The organism is Planobispora rosea (assembly GCF_014648175.1).
In the GTDB taxonomy this organism is placed as follows: domain Bacteria; phylum Actinomycetota; class Actinomycetes; order Streptosporangiales; family Streptosporangiaceae; genus Planobispora; species Planobispora rosea.
In genome coordinates this window covers 18773-35052 of the sequence record NZ_BMQP01000058.1, presented here as the reverse complement: position 1 = coordinate 35052, position 16280 = coordinate 18773, and the positions used below count along the sequence as shown (strand labels likewise).

Genomic DNA, 16280 nt, shown 5'->3' with positions numbered 1-16280 from the left:
TCTACCTGCAGATTCTCGCTGTCCACTCGCCACGTGTGACTACGAACTGCGGAACCCGGGCGTGACCGACGTAGGTCATCGTGGCGTAGTCTCCGGCCGGCAAGACGCCGGGCAGGATTCGTCCATCCGGTTTCACCGCGGCGCCGGTAACGATCCCGACCTCGATGTGCATCTCTCCGGCCATGTCGATGACGTGCAGCCTGAAGAATGTATCCCCCTGGTCGAACCGGGCGTGCAGATCCTTCATGAGCTGGTCCCGCACCCCGAACATGCCCTTGAACGGAGTGACCGCCCGAATACCCGCATAGTGCCGTTCGGGTAGAGCGGCGACCGCCGGGCCCTCGATGATCTCCATTGCCGCATTGTGCCCCACGTGGTGAGGCCGGTGGGAGGCGTCGGCAGAGCCTCCCGTCGATGCCGGACGGGTGCACACCGGCTCGCGAACCGCCCTGCCCCGAACGAAAACATCGGCCGCAAAGCAGCCGCGCACCGTTCCTTGCACAGTCCCGGTGTGCCCGCGCGGCACGCAGGAGAAGGGGCGCCCACCTCGTGGTGAGCGCCCCCTTTTTCGAGGACGTGCCTACGGCCTACCTGTAGGTGACGTCGCTCCTGGTGACCTTGCAGTTGGAGTCGTTCCAGCCTTCACCGAGGTAGCTGGGCTCGCTGCCCTTGCTGACGCCCTTGTACTTGCCGCAGACGGTGGCGCTGCCGTCGACGACGAGGCGGGTGATGGTGGCGGTGTCGCCCCAGTTGCTGTTGATGCCGGCGACCATGTCGACGTCGGAGACCAGCACGTTGTCGATCTTCACATGGCGCTGGTGCGAGCTGGAGCAGTTGCCGCACGCCCGGTACAGCTTGCCGGAGCCGTTGAGGTAGAAGCCGGAGATGCTGACCGTGCCGTTGCCGTTGTGCTGGAACGTCTTGTCGGAGCCGGACCTGGCGCCGCCGCCGATGACGTAGGAGGTGCCGCCGCCGGTGCCCTTGAAGGTGGCGGCGTCCTCGCCGATGTCGTTCCACCACACGTTCTTCAGCGTGCAGGTGCCCTCGCAGTGGACGCCGTCACCGGCGGGGGAGCCGATGATGACGTTCTGCAGGGTGCCCCCGTTAGCGATCTTGAACATCGGGTCCTGCGACTCGCTCTGACCGCCGTCACCGATGCAGCAGTAGGTCTTCATCCCGCCGTCGAAGGTGCCGGACACGGACACGGTGCCGGAGATCTTCACCGAACCCGCCGATGACGGCCACTGACCGGTCGGAGTCCCGGTACCGGGATTGCCGGTGGGGGTGACGGTCGGGCTGGCGGTGGGAGTGACGGTGGGGCTGGCGGTGGGGCTGGCGGTCGGGTTCGAGCCGCCGCCCGCGTACGTCTCGAACTCGGCGATCCGCGGTGCGCCGGATGCGCTGACGATGTTGAAAGTGAGCTTCTTCAGTGAGGTCGAGGAGAAGGAGATGGTGCTCGGGCTGCCGCTGCCGCTGGCCAGGACGGAGCCGTTGTCGCCGTTGAGCAGACGCCAGGAGCCGATGGAGCCGCCGCCGGAGGCCTGCTTGATGACGGCGCTGCTCACCGTCGTGGCGCTGCCCCACTTGACCGAGACGGAGCCGGTCGAGCTGCTGGGCGCCCAGTAGGTGCTCGTGTTGCCGTCCTTGACGTTGCCGTAGCTGGTGCCGCTGGCCTTGCTGGAGCCGTCGGCGCCGCCGCTCAGGCTCAGGTTGGTGGCGATTGTGGCAGCCGACACGGGAAGCGTCATGGTGACCACGAGACCGCCGATCATGGCCGCGGCCGCGGCGATGGCAATCGTCAGGCGGGTCCGGTGCCGACGCCGTTTCACATCGGTTACGGATGTTTCCACTGTTCCTCCATGCTGCCGCCAGGTTTGTCAACGGCGGGGTTGATGTGGGGGTGCGCTGTCCTGGGAGGGCTCGGAAAACGCCTTTCCTCGGAGGGAATTTGGAAAGCGCTTTCCTTGCGGAAAGGTAATACCTCCCGTCCGCCGGAGTCAATAGGACGAAGCAGTCAGGAAAGATCATTCAGGTCCGCCGTTTGAACCCCCGATGCCTGTCCCGTGAATCCCCTCCTCAGGCGTCCGACCTGGTCAACGAGGTGGCGGGCATGATTCACCAGGGAGAACCCACCGATCAGCAGGCGTGGCCCGCTCTCCGGCAACGTGCGGGAGCGCCGATTCCCAGGAGGCGGGAGTTCCGCCGCCGATCAAGGCTCTGACCTGTCTCCGAGTGCGCTTTCGCGCCGATGTTCCTCAGGGGCCTTTCCCGCTCGGAACGTTCCCGGCCGCCCCAGCAGTCCAGGGCGCGGTCGATGAGGACGGCGTCTTTGCCGACGGCGCGCACCACGTCAGGAACGCTCAGGCACCGGCATTCCTCGGCGCGGGCGCCTCGGCCCAGGGGGTGACGGCGAACCGGCCGCCCGGCCGCAGGAAGCCCGCCGGCCGCGCGACGCAGTCGTCCATGTCCGCCAGGAAGAACACGCCGTACGCGCACAGCGCCAGGTCATATCGCCTGCCGTCCTCAGGAGTCCAGCGGGTCGCATCCGCCCGGATGAAACGCACGGCGCCGAGACCGCGGGAGGCGGCTTTCACGCTGGCCTGGCCGATCGGGTCCCACAGGTACGGCGCCGGCCGGACGAGATCGGCGTGCTCGGTGTCGAAGACCGCCCCCGCCTGCTCCGGGCCCATGGGTTCTGTTCCTTTCCGTGAGGGGTTCTCTCAGCGCACGGCCACGAGGACCACGTCGTCCCCGGCCTGCCAGACCGGGCCCACCTGATCGAACCCGGCCTGGCGGAGCAGCTCGCCGTGGACGGCGACCGACATCCGGTGGTCGCCCCCCGCCGAGGCCCGCTTCTCCCGCTCGGCCACGAGGTCGGCCAGCGCAGGTTCGGCCGCGACCGCTCGCCACCAGGACGTCCAGTCCTCTCCACCCCCCACCCGGGTACGGCGCAGCGTCGCGGCGATGCCGGCGATCGCCGGCTGCTCGTCGTAGAGGTTGTCGGCGTTGACGAAGACCCCGCCGGACCGCATCCGGCCGGCCAGTTCCCGGTAGACCTCCGCGAGGGTCCGAGGCGGCAGGTAGTGCAGCGCGGTCGACGACACGGCCGCGTCCGGCTCGCGATCGAGGCCGAGCGCAGCCGACCAGCCCGGCAGGCTCAGGTCCGCCTCGACGAACCGGGCGGCCCGCGGGTACGCGCCGCGGGCCAGGGCCAGCAGCAGGGGATCATTGTCCACACCGACGATCCGCGCCGACGGCAGCCGCCGGGCCAGCCGCGCCGACAGCGAGCCCGGGCCGCAGCCCAGATCCAGCACGAGCGGCCGATCGTGTCCGGACAGGCTGTGGGCGAGCACGTCACCGATCACGGAGAACCGTCTCTCGCGGTCGGCGACGTACCGTTCCTGCTGGGCGTCCCAGCGCCGCAGCCATGCCCGGGCGAGTTCCGCTTCCAGAGGCGGCGTGCCAGCCGTATCGGATGTCATGGGGCACCTTCCGTATTCCATGCCGTCCGGAGATCCGCATCGGCCGGTCGGCTGCGCTGCCGGCGCGCCCGGGCGGGTCTCAGCGGGGTGTGATCAGGCCGCGCTGGTAGGCGCGGATCAGGCGGCGGGGCACCAGGAGCTGCCGCCCGTCCACGGTGATCGGCACCAGGTCGGGGGCGGTGGCCTTCCACTGGGAGCGGCGGTGGCGGGTGTTGCTCCGCGACATCTTGCGCTTGGGAACGGCCACGGCCTACCAGCTCGCCTTCGTCACGCCGGGCAGCTCGCCGCGGTGGGCCATCTCGCGGAAGCGGATGCGCGACAGGCCGAACTTCGTCAGGTGGCCGCGGGGGCGGCCGTCGACGGAGTCACGGTTGCGGATGCGGGTGGCGGAGGCGTCGCGGGGCTGGCGGGCCAGCGCGCGTACGGCCTGCGCCCGCTCCTCGGGCGTGCCGGTGCGGACGGCCTCCTTGAGCTCGGCACGGCGTTCGGCGTGGCGGGCGACGATCGCCTTGCGGCGCTCGTTGGCGGCGATCTTGCTCTTCTTGGCCATCAGACCTTTTCTCCCCGGGCGCGGATGCGGGCCACGGCGGCCTCGATGCCGAGCTTGTCCACGGTTTTGATCGCCTTGGCGCTGAGGGTGAGCCGGACGAAGCGGTTCTCACTCGGCAACCAGTAGCGGCGGTGCTGGATGTTGGGATTCCAGCGGCGGCGGGTGCGCCGGTGGGAGTGGGAGATGCGGTTGCCGAAGACCGGCGCGGCGCCGGTGAGCTGGCAGTGGGCGGACATCAGGACCTCCCGTAGCGCTGGTTGAAGCGCTCGACCCGGCCGGCGGTGTCGAGCACCCGGCTGCGGCCGGTGTAGAAGGGGTGGCTGGCGGAGGAGACATCGACGTCGATGACGGGGTAGGTGTTGCCGTCCTCCCAGGTGATCGTCTTGGCGCTGGTGGCGGTCGAGCGGGTCAGGAAGGCGAAGCCCGCGCTCGGGTCGCGGAAGACCACGGGGCGGTAGTCGGGGTGGATGCCCTTCTTCACGGGATCATCGCTCCTCTCGGAACAGCACGTGCTGACGGATGGTCGGGTCGTATTTACGCAGGGTGAGCCGGTCGGGGTCGTTACGCCGGTTCTTGCGGGTGACGTAGGTGTAGCCGGTGCCCGCGGTCGACTTGAGTTTGATCACGGGCCGGAGCTCGTTTCTGGCCATGGGGTTCCTCTCGTGCAGCCGACCCGTGCAATGATAATGGGAACGATTTTCATTTCGTCAACCGATGTCTGACCGCGGCACCGGAAGCGTCACCGCGCCCGCCCGCAAAGGAGAAATCCCGTGTCCACTCCCGTCGTCCTCGTCGCGGGCCTGCACGCCCAGGCCCGCACCGCCGCCGTCGACCGGTTGCTGCGCGACCACCCCGGCGCCGTCGCGATCCACCACGACCTGCGTGCGGTGACCCGAGGCAGGGTCGGGCGCGTGGTCCGCGATGCTTCACAGGTGCTGGATCTGGCCGAGGTACGGCTGGCGCACGGCTGCGTCACCTGCACCGTGCGCGAGGACCTGCTCCCCGAGCTCCTGCGGCGCGCCGCCACCGCCTCCCTGCTGATCGTGGACCTGTGGGATTCGGTCGAGCCTCGCTCTGTGGCGGAGGTGATCGACTGCGAGGAGGTGCGCGACCTCCTGCGCCTGACCTCGGTGCTCACCGCCCTGGACGCCGGGCACATGCCGATCGACATCACTCGCGGCGACCGCCTGGTCGAGATGGGCCGACCCGCGGCCGCCGGCGACGAACGGCACCTGGCCGAGGTGCTGGCCCGGCAGATCGAGTACGCCACCGGCCTGGTCCTGCACGGCGGCGACGCCGAGGACGCCGAGCTCTCCCGCGCCGTACTCGACCACTTGACGCCCGTCACCCCCGTCTTCGACGTCGACGCCCTGCCTCAGGTGACCGGTGACGCCCTGTGCACCGGCATACTGGCCGAACGCGTCGACCCGGCCACCGCCCAGCTGCCCGTCGACGCCCGCACCGACGAGGTGACCACGGTGGTCTGGCACCGGCTGCGCCCGCTGCACCCGGCCCGCCTGTTCGAGGCCGTCGACGAGCTGGCCACCGTCTCGGTCCGCTCACGCGGACGCTTCTGGCTGGCCACCCGCCCGGAGCGGATGCTGGCCTGGGACGCGGTCGCCGGCGTCGTCTCGGTGGAGGACGCCGGGCCGTGGCTGGCCGCACTGCCCCACGCGGCCTGGGACATGCTCTCCCCCGCCCGCCGCACGGCCGCCGCCCTCGACTGGGACGAGATAACCGGCGACCGCGTGCAGCACCTGGTCTTCACCGGCCCCGACCTCGACCGCGAGCGCATCCACGCGCTGCTCGACGCCTGCCTGCTCACCCCGGAGGAGGCCGTGACCGGCCAGAGCGCCTGGGCGGAATACGACGACCCGTTCGCCCTCATCCTCGACCTGAAGGAGATCGCATGAAGCCCCGCCGTACCCCCCGCAAGAAGAGCAACCCGCTCCAGGGCGTCGGTTACATCGACTACAAGGACACCGACCTGCTGCGCAGGTTCATCTCCGACCGCGGCAAGATCCGCAGCCGCCGGGTCACCGGAGTCACCGTCCAGCAGCAGCGACAGCTCGCCCGAGCGATCAAAAACGCCCGGGAGATGGCCCTGCTGCCCTACGCCTCCCGCCCCCGCGGCTGACGCCGTCCGCCGCCTCCGGCGCAGCCGTGCAGAGGTGATCGATGGAGCACCGGGACGTCAACGAACTCCGGGCGCGGGGGATGACCGCAACCGCCAGCCGACTGCTGATCCTGCGCTGCCTGCGTTCGCAGCCGGAACCCCGAAGCGCCGGAGAGATCTATACTCACCTGCGCTCCCACGGCGATCGCGTCGGTCTGACGACCGTCTACCGCGCGCTCGCCACCCTGACCGGGACCGGCCTCGTGCACGCCTTCGATCGCAACGGGGAGACGGCCTACCGGATCTGCGGCGAGGACGACCACTGCCACATGGTGTGCCGCACCTGCGCAGCGGTCACCGAAGTCGCGGTATCCGCCCTGGAGTCCGTCCTCGTGGAAGGCTTCCGGATCGAGGAGATCCACGGGACCTGTCCGAGCTGCCGGAAGGAGTAGGGCAGCGGCTCCCGGCGAGTCAGGCGCTTGGAGTCGTGGTCCGATACGGGCGCCGCACCGTAGGCAGGCACAGCAGTCGTGCCGGCATCAGCGACCCGGAGCGACGGAGCCCACCCAATCTCCCTTTCCTTGGCGTCGCGTTTCACATTTAATGAAAACAAGAATCATTATCAATTGGTGAGGACGAGTGACAGTGACTGATCCATACGAACGGTCCGCCGAGTTCATCGACGTCATGATGGCTCCGCACTGGGACGCCTTCGGCCCCCCGCTCACGAAGGTGCTCCAGGGGTTCGGACCCGGCCCGATCGTGGACCTGGGCGCGGGTGGCGGGCTGGGCACCATGGTGATCGCCGAAGCGCTGCCGGACGCCGAGATCATGGCCGTCGAACCCTCCCCCGCGCTCCGGTCGGTGCTGACGGCCCGCATGTCCGAACGCCCCGGGCTCCGTGACCGGGTGACCGTACTGCCCGGCAACCTGCTGCGGGCCGCGCTCCCACCCGGAGTGAGCGGAGTCGTCGCGATGAACGTCATCGGCCACCTCGCCCCCGAGGAGCGGCGCGGACTGTGGAATCTGCTGGTGCCCGGAGTCCGCGCCGTGCTGAACCTGCAACCTCCCGCCGAGCCGGTCGAGGTGCCGACGACCCGCTTCGCCGACCTGCGGCTGGGCCGCCACCGGTACGAGGGGTGGGGCAGGGCCGAGCCCGCCGGTCCCGACAGCGTCACCTGGCACATGTCCTACCGGGTCTACGAAGGAGAACAGCTCGTCCGGGAGGTCACGACCGACTACGCCTGGCGGGTGCTCGGCGAGCGGACACTCCGCGAGGAGCTCCGTGAGCACCACCTGACCCTGACTCCCGTCGGTCCAGAGGATCTCGGAATGTACGTCGTCGAGCGGGAAACGCATGCATACGGGAGCTGAGCACTGAGAAGTGCCTCCCCACAGGATGCGGGCCGGAGGTCGACCAGCAGCGCGGTGAGAGCGATCTGCCCCAGCGGGCTCACCGCTGAAGCGCTCAAGGAGTGACCGAGCCGCTTTCCCCGGCCGGTCGCACGGCAGCGACGCGAACTCAGCGGAGCACACTGACCAGGAGCCGTGCTGGGCTCCGGCCATGAAGTCCACAGGGCGGACGATGCGCGCCTGCGCTCAGCCCCGGTGGAGCTCAGCACCACTGTGATCGCGGTCGCCGCCCACCACTCCGGCCACGGGGCGGCCCCGCCCCTGCTGGCCCTGATCCCCGTGGTCGTGGCGGCCTAGGGCGTCGCCTACGCGCCGGCAGGCCGCAGGATCACCCGGCGGGAGCTGCCGGCCCCTGCTCGGCGCCCGGTACGCACCGTCCGCGCCCGCGACCTGCCGCCGCCGGTCCGGTGCCCGGTCCCGGTCGCCTCCCGCACCGTCTCCACGCTGACCCGGCTGTGCGCCGGACCGGTCGGGACGCACGCCCCCTCCTCACCCGGATCTGAACCGGTACGGGGACGAAAGGTCCCGCTTCCCCCCGAACCGAACCGAACGGTTCGATCATGATCTGTATAGAGGAGAACCGAGCTTCCCCTCGTAACGTGGAGATCGAACCGAGAGAGGTTTGGTCGCGGCAGGTACCACGCGGCGTCGCTTTGATCCGGAGTTCCGGGCCGGAGCGGTACGGATCGTCAAGGAGACCGGCAAACCCGTCGCGCACATCACGCGAGATCTAGGGATCAACGAGTACACGCTGCACAATTGGATGCAGATGGAAAGCCGAGCCGGCCCAGCAGCACGCCCGCGAGAAGGCGGCCCGGGAGAAGGAACGCGAGCAGCTGGAAGATGAGCGTGACGACGCTCAAGCGCTCGGCGGTCCTGCGGGTTCGAGAGGCGATGGGCCGATAGGTGTGGCGGCCTTCATCTGCTCCCAGAAGACCGAACACGGCATCGACCACGCCCTCCCCTGCGGGGCGCTGGGGGTCTCGCAGTCCTGATTCCACAAGTGGAAGAACCGCATCGGCCAGCAGACTGCGACGTCCCGGCGGCGCCGGCGAACCGACCTGGCCGAGGGGGAATCGAAGTCCTGCCGAGAGAAGCGTGTCGGACCGGCGCTCGCAGACGACACCGAGCATCCATCCCAGATCAGGGGTAAGTCTCGACCCGGCGGCCGGAGACCTGCTCCACGGGGAGCACGATGTAGTGGTCCCGGACATCGGGGCGTTCCCCATTCCGGTAGGTCCACGGCGCCAGGGGCAGGCGGACCAGTCGGCTGAACTCCCCGCGGCCCTCCGGTACGGCGTGCGCGTGCCCGATGACGGTTACCGACCATCCGGTCCGGCCCGCCGGGTCGAACACGTCGGACTCCAGGGCCACGATCGTGTCACGCACCGCGAGCGCCAGCTTGGAACCGGCAGTGGTACGGATCACCAGCCGATCCCCGTCCAGCACGTAGTTGACCGGCTGGATGGCCGGCAGCGCGCGATCGGTGAAGACGATCCGCCCGATCGGCACCGAGGCGAGCAGTTTCAGGCACTCGGCCCGCGAGAGCACTCGCAGGCCGGTCGAGTCGGCTTTCATGCTCCCATCATCGGCCGCGGGCATCCGCGCTCACCAGGGACGAAGGTCTCCCCTCTCGCCGCGTTCGGCCTTGAGTCGGGTGACCAACGACGCCGCCTGGGTGCGCCGCTGCATGTCGAGTTTGCCCAGCAGGTTGGAGACGTAGTTCTTGACCGTCTTCTCGGCCAGGAACATCCGCTCGCCGATCTGCCGATTGGTCAGCCCCTCGCCGATCAGTTCCAGGATCTGCCGCTCCTGCGCCGACAGGGCCGCCAGCGGGTCCTTCTTGTTCTCCTGTTCGCGCAGGCGCGCCAACATGGCCGCGGTCGTCTGGGGGTCCAGCAGCGACTGGCCCGAGGCCACCGTGCGCACCGCGCCGACCAGGTCGGAGCCGTGGATCTGCTTGAGGACATACCCTGACGCGCCCGCCATCACCGCATCGAACAGCGCGTCGTCGTCGGCGAAGGAGGTCAGCATCAAACAGGCCAGCCCGGGCAGGACCGAGCGCACTTCCCGGCAGACGTCCACGCCGTTGCCGTCGGGCAGGCGCACGTCCAGCACCGCCACGTCCGGCTGCAACGCGATGATCCGGGCCACGGCCGACTCGGCCGTACCGGCCTCTCCGATGACCTCGATGTCGTCCTCGGCGTCCAGGAGAGCGGCCACACCACGTCGTACCACCTCGTGGTCGTCCACCAGGACCACGCGAATCACACCCATGCCGCCAGTTCTCCTCGCTTTGGCCGCCGGCAACCGGGCCATTCGGTCACCCCTGTCCGGCAGAAGACCATCAAAACACGGATCGGAGCGTGACCGGCATGCGGGTTCCCCGCTGGAGCGGGAAACCCGCGATCCTTGAGGCCCACAGATCGGACGAGAGATTACGGGTGGCGCCGGATGCGTCGGCCGGAGATCTCATTGGGAACGATCTTAATGTAGAGATCGCGTTCGCCGCCCGCCCAGGACTGCACGCCCGCCGCCTCCACAACCGCCTGCTCATCGGGAGAGGAGACCAGGTGCGCACCGCCCTTGATGAGTACGCTCCAGCCTTCCTGTTTGAGGTGGTCGATCCGGTCGACCTCGAAGGCGACCTTGAACTCGACCCCTGGGACGCCGGTGCGCAGGTTCTCGTCGAACGGGCCGCCGGCGGCGGTGCGAAAGATCACGGCGTTGTCGTGCAGCACGTAGTTGACCGGCAGGATTGTTGGTCCACCGACGTCGGCGAAGGCGACCCGGCCCACACCGCCAGGGAAGATCAGATGTATGCACTCGTTGGGATCGAGCTTGTCCAGTGAGGGCTTGGCGGCGGGACCGCGCCCGGATGGTGAATCGGCCATGTCACCGAGCAACTCCTCGGGGCTGGTCTCCAAGGCGCTCGCCAGGCTCTGCACGGTCTCACTGGTCGGAGAGGCAGCGGTCTCCTCCAGGTAGGCGAGATAACCGGCGTCGATCCCGGCTCGTTCGGCCAGTTGCTCGCGGCTGAGGCCGAGGGTCCCGCGCCGTGCGGCGACCCGCCTGCCGAGATCGCCGGAGGCCGTGGTGTGTTCGGTCATGGATTCCTCTCAGGAAGACGGAGAGCCGGCTCGGATTCGGATTCCTTCAGAGGTTCGGCGCAGCCTGATCCTGATCGCTCCCGGACCTCCTGGGGTGCTCCAACCGGCGGGGTGTCTGACCCGGATGACACCGGGGACGGTCCGGGTCAGCAGGTCGGCGATCCGGTCGGCGTACTCGCCGCAGTGACCGGGCAGCTCGGCCACGCCGTCCCGGACGGAGCCCTCCCAGGACGGAGACCTCCCAGGAGGGCCCGGCAGAGCAGTGCTCGCACAGCGCGGCGAGCACGTCGGCGCGCAGGTTCTCGTCGGAGCGGGCCAGCACGGTCAGCAGATCACGGCGGCTGACGATACCCACCAGGTGCCCATCCTCGTCCAGGACCGGTACGCCAGTGACCTCGGCCGCGTGCAGCACCCGGACGGCCTGCCGTACCGGATCAGTACGGCGGACCGTGACGACCTGATCGGTCATGACCTCGCGGGCCAGCATGACCACGGCTCCTTCCGGCGTTCACTCTGCCTGCCATCCCATCATCCCCGGCCAGCGTGTGAAACTCATGAAGCTCGATGAGCACACCCGGACGGTGCGCACCGAGATCGGACATCGCCGCGGGACCCACGGATTACCGTGGCCCTCGGCGTGCGCAGTCCAGAAAGTTTAGGCCGCGCGGCAGATCGCGGGCCACCTGCAGAATCCCGGACAGCACCGCGTTGACCGGCTGTCCCTCTGTCACGAGCCCACGCGGCAATATTACAGCGGGACGCTCCAGCAAAGGCGGGTCCCACCCTCCTGTCCTGCCGTAATCTCGAAGGAGCCGCCCAGCAGCCCGGCTCGTTCTTCGAGGTTGCGCAGGCCACTGCGGCGGCCCTCCGGCGGCAGGCCGACGCCGTTGTCCTGCACGACCAATGACAGGTGCTCGCTGGTGACCTCCACCGACACTTCGGCCTTGCTCGCCTTGGCATGGCGCACCAGGTTGGACAACGCCTCCCGAAGCACCGCGAGTAGATGCTCAGCGATCTCCGCGGACACCTGATTGTCAAGGCTGCCCTCCATGCGCAGGCCCGGCATGAACCCCAGATGTCCACGCGCGCCCTCGACCAAGTCCACGATCTGCGCGCGCAGGCCGGGCAGAGCCTCATAGCCGGACGCCTGCAGGGCGAAGATGGTCGAGCGGATCTGCCGGATCGTCGCATCCAACTCGTTGATCGCATGCTGCAGCCGCCCGGACGCCTCGGGTCGCTCCACCAGCCGCACCGTGCTCATCAAGGTCATCGCCACCGCGAACAGCCGCTGGATGACCACATCGTGCAGGTCCTTGGCGATGCGGTCACGGTCTTCCAACAGGCCCAGCCGCTCGGCATCGCGGCGTGCCTCGGCCAGCTCCAGCGCGATCGCGGCCTGCCCGGCGAAGGCGGTCAGCATGCGCTGGTCGGCCTGGGTGAACGGGGCCCGGCCGGGCCGCTTGGCCAGCGCCAGCACCCCACGCACGGCCTGGGCCGCGCCCAGCGGCACCAGCAGCCCGGGGCCGAAGCCGGATGCGCGCAGCGGGGAGGCCGGATACGGGATGTCCTGCAGGTTGCCATAGAGCGCCGGCTCACCACGGGTGAAGACCGCACCTGCCGCGGATGCCTCGACGGGGAAATCCGTCTCCTTGAACGTACCCGCCTCGGGGCCTTCGGTGATCTCTACATGTAGCGTCTTCTCGTCATCATTGGGCAGCAGGACCTGGGTCAGGTCGGCGTCGGTCATCTGCCGTGCCCGGCGGGCGATCAGGGTGAGCACCTCCTGCGGTCCAGCCCCCGACAGCAGGCTGGTGGTCACCTCGGATGAGGCCTGCAGCCACCTCTCCCGGCTCCGGGAGTCCTCATACAGCCGGGCGTTCTCGATCGCCACGCCGGCCGCGGTGGCCAGCGCCACCACGATCGCCTCGTCCTCCTCGTCGAACTCCCCGCCGCCGCGCTTCTCCGTCAGGTAAAGGTTGCCGAAGACCTCCTCGCGCACCCGGACCGGCACTCCGAGAAAGGAGCCCATCGGCGGATGGCCGGGCGGGAAACCATAGGACTCGGGATGGTCGGAGATGCGGGTCAGCCGGAGCGTCTGCGGCTCTTTGATCAGCAGGCCGAGTAGGCCCAGGCCGTGCGGCCAGTGCTCGATGGCCGCGATCTCCTCCTCGCTCAACCCCACCGGAACGAACTGGATGAGGGTGTTCTCCTCGCTCACCACGCCCAGCGCGCCGTAGGAGGCGTCCACCAGCGTGGTGGCGGTGGCCACGATCCGCCGCAGCACCGTCTCCAGGTCCAGGTCGCTGCCGACCGAGACGACCGCCTCCAGCAGCGCGTGCACCCGGTCGCGGGTGGCCAGCACCGCCGTCAGGCGCGTCTGCAGCTCCGCCAGCAGCTCGTCCAGCCGCATACCCGGGGCGAGAGAACGCGACTCCTTATCTGCCATATCGGAAGTTTCGCACCAAAGCCGTACCGGTGCCCACCCCGCCCAGGGTGGGCACCGGTACGGCTTTGACCACGGCGTTCCCTCATCTGCACCGCTCTGCACTGCTTGCCTCGGTGCTACTTCAGGATCGGGTAGCGGCGCACCAGCGGGGTGGAGCCCCACCGGCAGCCGTCCGCCTGCCGGTGTACAGCCCGTCGGCCGAGCTGAACAAGCAGCCACCGACGAGGCCCAGCACCAGGACGGTACCGATGGTGCCTGCTGGTCATCCCGCATTACCTCATCGTGGCGCTGTTCACCAGCGCCGGCGTGGTCCTGTGGCGCGACGACCTGCCGGGCACCGGCGGCCCCGTGCACAGCCTCGGCTTTGGCGGGCTCATCGTCCTGCTGATCGTCGTCTCCGCCGTCGTCCTGCTGTTCCGCGGCCGCTACCCGCGACCGATCTTCGATCTCGTGATCGGCATGGACCGGTGGGCGCTGCGGGTGGCCGCCTACGCCGCCTTGATGACCGACGCCTACCCGCCCTTCCGCCTCGACACGGGCGAGGACGAACCTGCAGGACCTCAGTCTCCGCCTGAAGGGACTGGCTTCCCTTCGGATCGAGCGACTCCTCACCGGCAACCCCGGCGTCCCCTTGTCCGGGCTGGCCTTCCTGCCCGTCGCCCTGCTGTACGGCGACGCCCAGGTCGCGCTGGCCGCAGCCACCTCCCTGTTCTCCGCCTGCTCGGTGGCCTCGCTCCCGGCCATGGCGCCGCCGTGGCTGCTCAACCGCCTCGGCCGCGACCCCGCCCTCGGCTCCGGCCCGCTGGCCACCGTCATCCAGGACCTGGTCTCCACCACCGTCTACCTGCTCACCGCGATGCTGATCACCAGCTGACCTCCCGACGACGGGAGGCCGGGCTCCGCGCGGGGAACAGATCCGGCCCCGGAGGTCACCGTGGCGGGACGACCACCAGAGGGCAGACCGCGTGATGCAACAACGAGTGACTGACCGAACCCAGCAGCAGGCCGGTCAGGTCTCCGCGTCCACGCGAGCCCACGACCAGCAGACTCGCCCCGGCCGAAACCTCCTTGAGCACGTCCACCGGGTGGCCGTTGACGGCCTGCGCGGTGACCTTGACATCCGGGTAACGCTCGCTCCAACCTGTCAGCGCCTCGGCCAGTAGCCGCTGTTCGCCCCCTTCCCTCCGTTCAGCGCTTTCCAGCAGGTGCGGCGCACCTTCGATGACAGGGCCGCTCCAGGCGTGCACGGCCCGCAGCTCGGCCCCGCGCGCCGACGCCTCGGCGAAGGCGAAGGCCAACGCGTCGGCGCCTCCCGATGAGCCATCGATCCCGACCACCACCGGACCGTCCGGCACGGGTTGATCCTGCTCGGAGGGCACGGCACGGACCACGGCCACCGGACAGGCGGTCTGCCCGCACACGCCCAGTGCCACCGATCCCACCAGCATGCCCAGGAAACCGCCCAGCCCATGGCTGCCGACCACCAGCAGCTCCGCCTCCCTGGCAGCCTCGATCAGACCCAGCCGCGGATCGCCCGGCAGCAACAGCGGCTCCACCTCCACCGGCAGACCCTCGGCGCGGGCCCGCTCCATCCCTCGCATCAGCAGGTCAGCGGCGCCATCGCGCATCCACCGCCCCACGTCGGCGTGCGGCACATCCTCGGGCATCTCGAACGCCCAGGCCGGCATGACGTGCACGATGCGCAGCCGCACGCCGCGAAGCCCGGCCTCATGCACCGCCCATCCCACTGCCTCCAGGCCGGCGCGCGAACCGTCGACCCCCACTACGATCACGATGTCCTCCTGTGCATGTTCGGACCGTTCACAATGTCGTGAACGAGACGTCCCTATCTTCCTTGGTCACCACGTGGACATCAGATCCCGGGAACACGGAGCTCTCACGCTCGTCATCCACCCAGCGCACCACGCAAGGCGGGGGCCGTCAGGACGACGCAACTCCATGATCACACCGATCCGCCGGACGCCGTCATCATGGGCGCCTTCGACAACCGGCCTGTCGCACCGCTGTTTTCATGGCGAGTTCCTCTTCCCGGCCGTGATCCATCATCGGCCGTGACCGGCCAGCGGGCCACCGGCCTGACTCCGCCGTACGGTGTACCCGACCTTCCTTTTCCATCGTCCAGCCGATCCCGCACCCACCGCAGAGGCGACCGTAGGGAGATATCCGGGCACAAAGACCCTGTTTCAACTCGCTTCTCCGCTATTCAGATACCGGCGGATCCGCGAGCGGCTGCACCCGGCCGAAAGACCGTCAAGAACCAGACCTGTGACCAGCGACGCCTGCTCCGTAGCAGGATCCGCTCGTTGAGCGTGCCTCGCCCTCCCCGCTCCGCTGCAGCTTGCGTTAGAGAGACACCGGAGTCGGAGACGATCTCCGGGGCGCAGGCGTGCACCGGCAACTGCCAGGCGTGGACCGCCCGCAGCCGGGCGCCGCGCTGCGCGGCCTGCTCGAAGGCGTAGGCGAGGGCGGGATCGCACTGCGGCGAGTCGTCGATGCCCACCACGATCTCCCGATACACGGGCCGGGAAGCGGCGTGGACGACGATCACCGGCCCGCGGGCGCGCCCTCGATCACCCGGGTGGTGATCTCGATCTCCGGCTGCCGCTTGCGGGCGAGGGCCTCGGCCTCGGCCAGCACCCGCTCGGCGTTGCGGGTCAGGGCGTCGCCCCACTCCCGGGTGGAGAACTTCGGGATGTCGTACGGCGAGCGGTCGGCGGCGAAGACGATACGCAAGGGCGCGCGCATGCGCGCCGCGTCGTCGGCGGCCCATTCCACCGCGGCCGAACCGGCGGCCGAACCGTCGGTGCCCACGACAACAGGATCGGACATGGCCTCTCTCCTTCACTCTTCCGTGGTTTCCCTTCCCATCCCAGCCTTCCGACGGCGTGGTGACCAGGGCCGGTCGGCCCGTGACTACGGGCCAATCGGCCGTACCCGCCTGAGTCGGCATGCACCGGTCTCCGGCGTTGTCGCCGCCCCGCCGGAGGAAACCGTCCGTTTGCCCTCCAACAAGCTCACCATCAGGCAAAACAGGGACGGAAAACGGCACAACGACCTCACAGCGGAGGACTTCCGGCTCTGCCCGCCCCCTCTAGGACGAAGGTGAAATGAGAGGGAAGAAACCCCACGATTTCCAGGAGAG

25 protein-coding genes and 1 pseudogene are annotated in these 16280 nt (G+C 69.2%); 7 read left to right on the top strand and 19 right to left on the bottom strand.

The genetic code is table 11. The features are described 5' to 3' along the window. Nucleotide 1 precedes the first annotated feature (1 nt). From IEZ08_RS35860 to rpmG, 9 genes are all read right to left on the bottom strand, one after another. Nucleotides 2-355, bottom strand: a complete 354-nt coding sequence (locus IEZ08_RS35860; RefSeq protein WP_189243925.1) for a GyrI-like domain-containing protein — start codon at nt 353-355, stop codon at nt 2-4. A 232-nt stretch (nt 356-587) separates the two neighbouring features. After that, nucleotides 588-1850, bottom strand: coding sequence for a pectate lyase (locus IEZ08_RS35855; protein ID WP_203863673.1), 1263 nt, complete (start codon nt 1848-1850; stop codon nt 588-590). A gap of 510 nt (nt 1851-2360) precedes the next feature. Beyond that, entirely contained in the window at nt 2361-2690 is a 330-nt protein-coding gene (locus IEZ08_RS35850) for a class I SAM-dependent methyltransferase (RefSeq protein WP_068923157.1), read from the bottom strand. 30 nt (nt 2691-2720) lie between these two features. Beyond that, a complete protein-coding gene (locus IEZ08_RS35845) occupies nt 2721-3482 on the bottom strand; it encodes a class I SAM-dependent methyltransferase (RefSeq protein WP_068923156.1) in 762 nt (253 codons plus the stop codon). 79 nt (nt 3483-3561) lie between these two features. Continuing rightward, nucleotides 3562-3729: a 50S ribosomal protein L32 gene (gene rpmF, locus IEZ08_RS35840; protein ID WP_068923155.1), complete on the bottom strand. Its 168-nt coding sequence runs from the start codon at nt 3727-3729 to the stop codon at nt 3562-3564. 3 nt (nt 3730-3732) lie between these two features. Next, nucleotides 3733-4032, bottom strand: coding sequence for a 30S ribosomal protein S14 (gene rpsN / locus IEZ08_RS35835; protein ID WP_068923154.1), 300 nt, complete (start codon nt 4030-4032; stop codon nt 3733-3735). Continuing rightward, a complete protein-coding gene (gene rpmB, locus IEZ08_RS35830; RefSeq protein ID WP_068923153.1) occupies nt 4032-4268 on the bottom strand; it encodes a 50S ribosomal protein L28 in 237 nt (78 codons plus the stop codon). Before rpmB ends, rpsN begins: the two co-directional genes overlap by 1 nt. Then, a complete protein-coding gene (locus tag IEZ08_RS35825; protein WP_068923152.1) occupies nt 4268-4513 on the bottom strand; it encodes a type B 50S ribosomal protein L31 in 246 nt (81 codons plus the stop codon). Before IEZ08_RS35825 ends, rpmB begins: the two co-directional genes overlap by 1 nt. Nucleotides 4514-4517: 4 nt before the next feature. Continuing rightward, complete coding sequence (gene rpmG, locus IEZ08_RS35820) at nt 4518-4682, bottom strand: 50S ribosomal protein L33 (protein WP_068923151.1); 165 nt, start codon at nt 4680-4682, stop codon at nt 4518-4520. A gap of 120 nt (nt 4683-4802) precedes the next feature. On the opposite strand from rpmG, the gene IEZ08_RS35815 reads away from it, so the two are divergent. The 5 genes from IEZ08_RS35815 to IEZ08_RS40735 all read left to right on the top strand — a co-directional run bounded on the left by IEZ08_RS35815 (nt 4803) and on the right by IEZ08_RS40735 (nt 8408). Next, nucleotides 4803-5945, top strand: coding sequence for a CobW family GTP-binding protein (locus IEZ08_RS35815; protein ID WP_189243924.1), 1143 nt, complete (start codon nt 4803-4805; stop codon nt 5943-5945). After that, entirely contained in the window at nt 5942-6169 is a 228-nt protein-coding gene (rpsR, locus tag IEZ08_RS35810; RefSeq protein WP_068923149.1) for a 30S ribosomal protein S18, read from the top strand. The genes IEZ08_RS35815 and rpsR overlap by 4 nt, the downstream gene beginning before the upstream one ends. Before the next feature lie 41 nt (nt 6170-6210). Then, entirely contained in the window at nt 6211-6600 is a 390-nt protein-coding gene (locus IEZ08_RS35805; RefSeq protein ID WP_068923148.1) for a Fur family transcriptional regulator, read from the top strand. A gap of 193 nt (nt 6601-6793) precedes the next feature. Then, nucleotides 6794-7522, top strand: coding sequence for a class I SAM-dependent methyltransferase (locus tag IEZ08_RS35800; protein ID WP_068923147.1), 729 nt, complete (start codon nt 6794-6796; stop codon nt 7520-7522). A 661-nt stretch (nt 7523-8183) separates the two neighbouring features. Next, nucleotides 8184-8408 carry a transposase gene (locus IEZ08_RS40735; RefSeq protein ID WP_084780028.1) on the top strand — a complete coding sequence of 75 codons (225 nt, stop codon included), beginning with the start codon at nt 8184-8186 and terminating at the stop codon, nt 8406-8408. Here the strand turns inward: IEZ08_RS40735 and IEZ08_RS35790 are convergent. The 6 genes from IEZ08_RS35790 to IEZ08_RS35765 all read right to left on the bottom strand — a co-directional run bounded on the left by IEZ08_RS35790 (nt 8299) and on the right by IEZ08_RS35765 (nt 13117). Beyond that, the gene (locus IEZ08_RS35790; RefSeq protein ID WP_189243926.1) at nt 8299-8694 is read right to left on the bottom strand and encodes a hypothetical protein; all 396 of its coding nucleotides are present in this window, start codon (nt 8692-8694) and stop codon (nt 8299-8301) included. The two genes, IEZ08_RS40735 and IEZ08_RS35790, sit on opposite strands and share 110 nt — an antisense overlap. A 10-nt stretch (nt 8695-8704) precedes the next feature. Further along, nucleotides 8705-9139 (bottom strand): pyridoxamine 5'-phosphate oxidase family protein, encoded by a 435-nt coding sequence (locus IEZ08_RS35785; protein ID WP_189243923.1) that lies wholly within the window; start codon nt 9137-9139, stop codon nt 8705-8707. A gap of 30 nt (nt 9140-9169) precedes the next feature. After that, nucleotides 9170-9838 carry a response regulator gene (locus IEZ08_RS35780; protein ID WP_068923145.1) on the bottom strand — a complete coding sequence of 223 codons (669 nt, stop codon included), beginning with the start codon at nt 9836-9838 and terminating at the stop codon, nt 9170-9172. A 161-nt stretch (nt 9839-9999) separates the two neighbouring features. Continuing rightward, entirely contained in the window at nt 10000-10671 is a 672-nt protein-coding gene (locus IEZ08_RS35775; RefSeq protein WP_189243922.1) for a helix-turn-helix domain-containing protein, read from the bottom strand. Nucleotides 10672-10717: 46 nt separating this feature from the next. Continuing rightward, complete coding sequence (locus IEZ08_RS35770; protein ID WP_084780027.1) at nt 10718-11158, bottom strand: CBS domain-containing protein; 441 nt, start codon at nt 11156-11158, stop codon at nt 10718-10720. Nucleotides 11159-11419: 261 nt separating this feature from the next. Next, nucleotides 11420-13117 carry a sensor histidine kinase gene (locus IEZ08_RS35765; RefSeq protein WP_068923142.1) on the bottom strand — a complete coding sequence of 566 codons (1698 nt, stop codon included), beginning with the start codon at nt 13115-13117 and terminating at the stop codon, nt 11420-11422. A 282-nt stretch (nt 13118-13399) separates the two neighbouring features. On the opposite strand from IEZ08_RS35765, the pseudogene IEZ08_RS40015 reads away from it, so the two are divergent. Together IEZ08_RS40015 and IEZ08_RS35755 are read left to right on the top strand one after the other, a co-directional pair. Further along, nucleotides 13400-13630: pseudogene (locus tag IEZ08_RS40015) on the top strand (DUF4389 domain-containing protein); the annotation flags it as partial. 118 nt (nt 13631-13748) lie between these two features. Continuing rightward, entirely contained in the window at nt 13749-13991 is a 243-nt protein-coding gene (locus IEZ08_RS35755) for a magnesium transporter (protein ID WP_068923141.1), read from the top strand. Nucleotides 13992-14046: 55 nt separating this feature from the next. Here IEZ08_RS35755 and IEZ08_RS35750 read toward each other — a convergent pair whose 3' ends face one another. The 4 genes from IEZ08_RS35750 to IEZ08_RS40000 all read right to left on the bottom strand — a co-directional run bounded on the left by IEZ08_RS35750 (nt 14047) and on the right by IEZ08_RS40000 (nt 15967). Beyond that, on the bottom strand, nt 14047-14910 hold the full coding sequence (locus IEZ08_RS35750) for a universal stress protein (protein ID WP_189243921.1): 864 nt from the start codon (nt 14908-14910) through the stop codon (nt 14047-14049). A 28-nt stretch (nt 14911-14938) separates the two neighbouring features. Further along, complete coding sequence (locus IEZ08_RS40010; protein WP_373294397.1) at nt 14939-15043, bottom strand: DUF1918 domain-containing protein; 105 nt, start codon at nt 15041-15043, stop codon at nt 14939-14941. A 298-nt stretch (nt 15044-15341) separates the two neighbouring features. Next, nucleotides 15342-15686 carry a universal stress protein gene (locus tag IEZ08_RS40005; RefSeq protein WP_229803887.1) on the bottom strand — a complete coding sequence of 115 codons (345 nt, stop codon included), beginning with the start codon at nt 15684-15686 and terminating at the stop codon, nt 15342-15344. Continuing rightward, nucleotides 15683-15967 (bottom strand): universal stress protein, encoded by a 285-nt coding sequence (locus tag IEZ08_RS40000; protein WP_229803885.1) that lies wholly within the window; start codon nt 15965-15967, stop codon nt 15683-15685. The genes IEZ08_RS40005 and IEZ08_RS40000 overlap by 4 nt, the downstream gene beginning before the upstream one ends. Between the last annotated feature and the right edge of the window lie 313 nt (nt 15968-16280).

Coding starts and splice junctions, on each gene's coding strand:
- IEZ08_RS35860 (WP_189243925.1), bottom strand. CDS start 355: ATGGAGATCATCGAGGGCCCGGCGGTCGCCGCTCTACCCGAACGGCAC.
- IEZ08_RS35850 (WP_068923157.1), bottom strand. CDS start 2,690: ATGGGCCCGGAGCAGGCGGGGGCGGTCTTCGACACCGAGCACGCCGAT.
- IEZ08_RS35845 (WP_068923156.1), bottom strand. CDS start 3,482: ATGACATCCGATACGGCTGGCACGCCGCCTCTGGAAGCGGAACTCGCC.
- rpsN (WP_068923154.1), bottom strand. CDS start 4,032: ATGGCCAAGAAGAGCAAGATCGCCGCCAACGAGCGCCGCAAGGCGATC.
- rpmB (WP_068923153.1), bottom strand. CDS start 4,268: ATGTCCGCCCACTGCCAGCTCACCGGCGCCGCGCCGGTCTTCGGCAAC.
- rpmG (WP_068923151.1), bottom strand. CDS start 4,682: ATGGCCAGAAACGAGCTCCGGCCCGTGATCAAACTCAAGTCGACCGCG.
- rpsR (WP_068923149.1), top strand. CDS start 5,942: ATGAAGCCCCGCCGTACCCCCCGCAAGAAGAGCAACCCGCTCCAGGGC.
- IEZ08_RS35805 (WP_068923148.1), top strand. CDS start 6,211: ATGGAGCACCGGGACGTCAACGAACTCCGGGCGCGGGGGATGACCGCA.
- IEZ08_RS35790 (WP_189243926.1), bottom strand. CDS start 8,694: ATGCTCGGTGTCGTCTGCGAGCGCCGGTCCGACACGCTTCTCTCGGCA.
- IEZ08_RS35785 (WP_189243923.1), bottom strand. CDS start 9,139: ATGAAAGCCGACTCGACCGGCCTGCGAGTGCTCTCGCGGGCCGAGTGC.
- IEZ08_RS35780 (WP_068923145.1), bottom strand. CDS start 9,838: ATGGGTGTGATTCGCGTGGTCCTGGTGGACGACCACGAGGTGGTACGA.
- IEZ08_RS35775 (WP_189243922.1), bottom strand. CDS start 10,671: ATGACCGAACACACCACGGCCTCCGGCGATCTCGGCAGGCGGGTCGCC.
- IEZ08_RS35770 (WP_084780027.1), bottom strand. CDS start 11,158: ATGCTGGCCCGCGAGGTCATGACCGATCAGGTCGTCACGGTCCGCCGT.
- IEZ08_RS35765 (WP_068923142.1), bottom strand. CDS start 13,117: ATGGCAGATAAGGAGTCGCGTTCTCTCGCCCCGGGTATGCGGCTGGAC.
- IEZ08_RS40000 (WP_229803885.1), bottom strand. CDS start 15,967: ATGTCCGATCCTGTTGTCGTGGGCACCGACGGTTCGGCCGCCGGTTCG.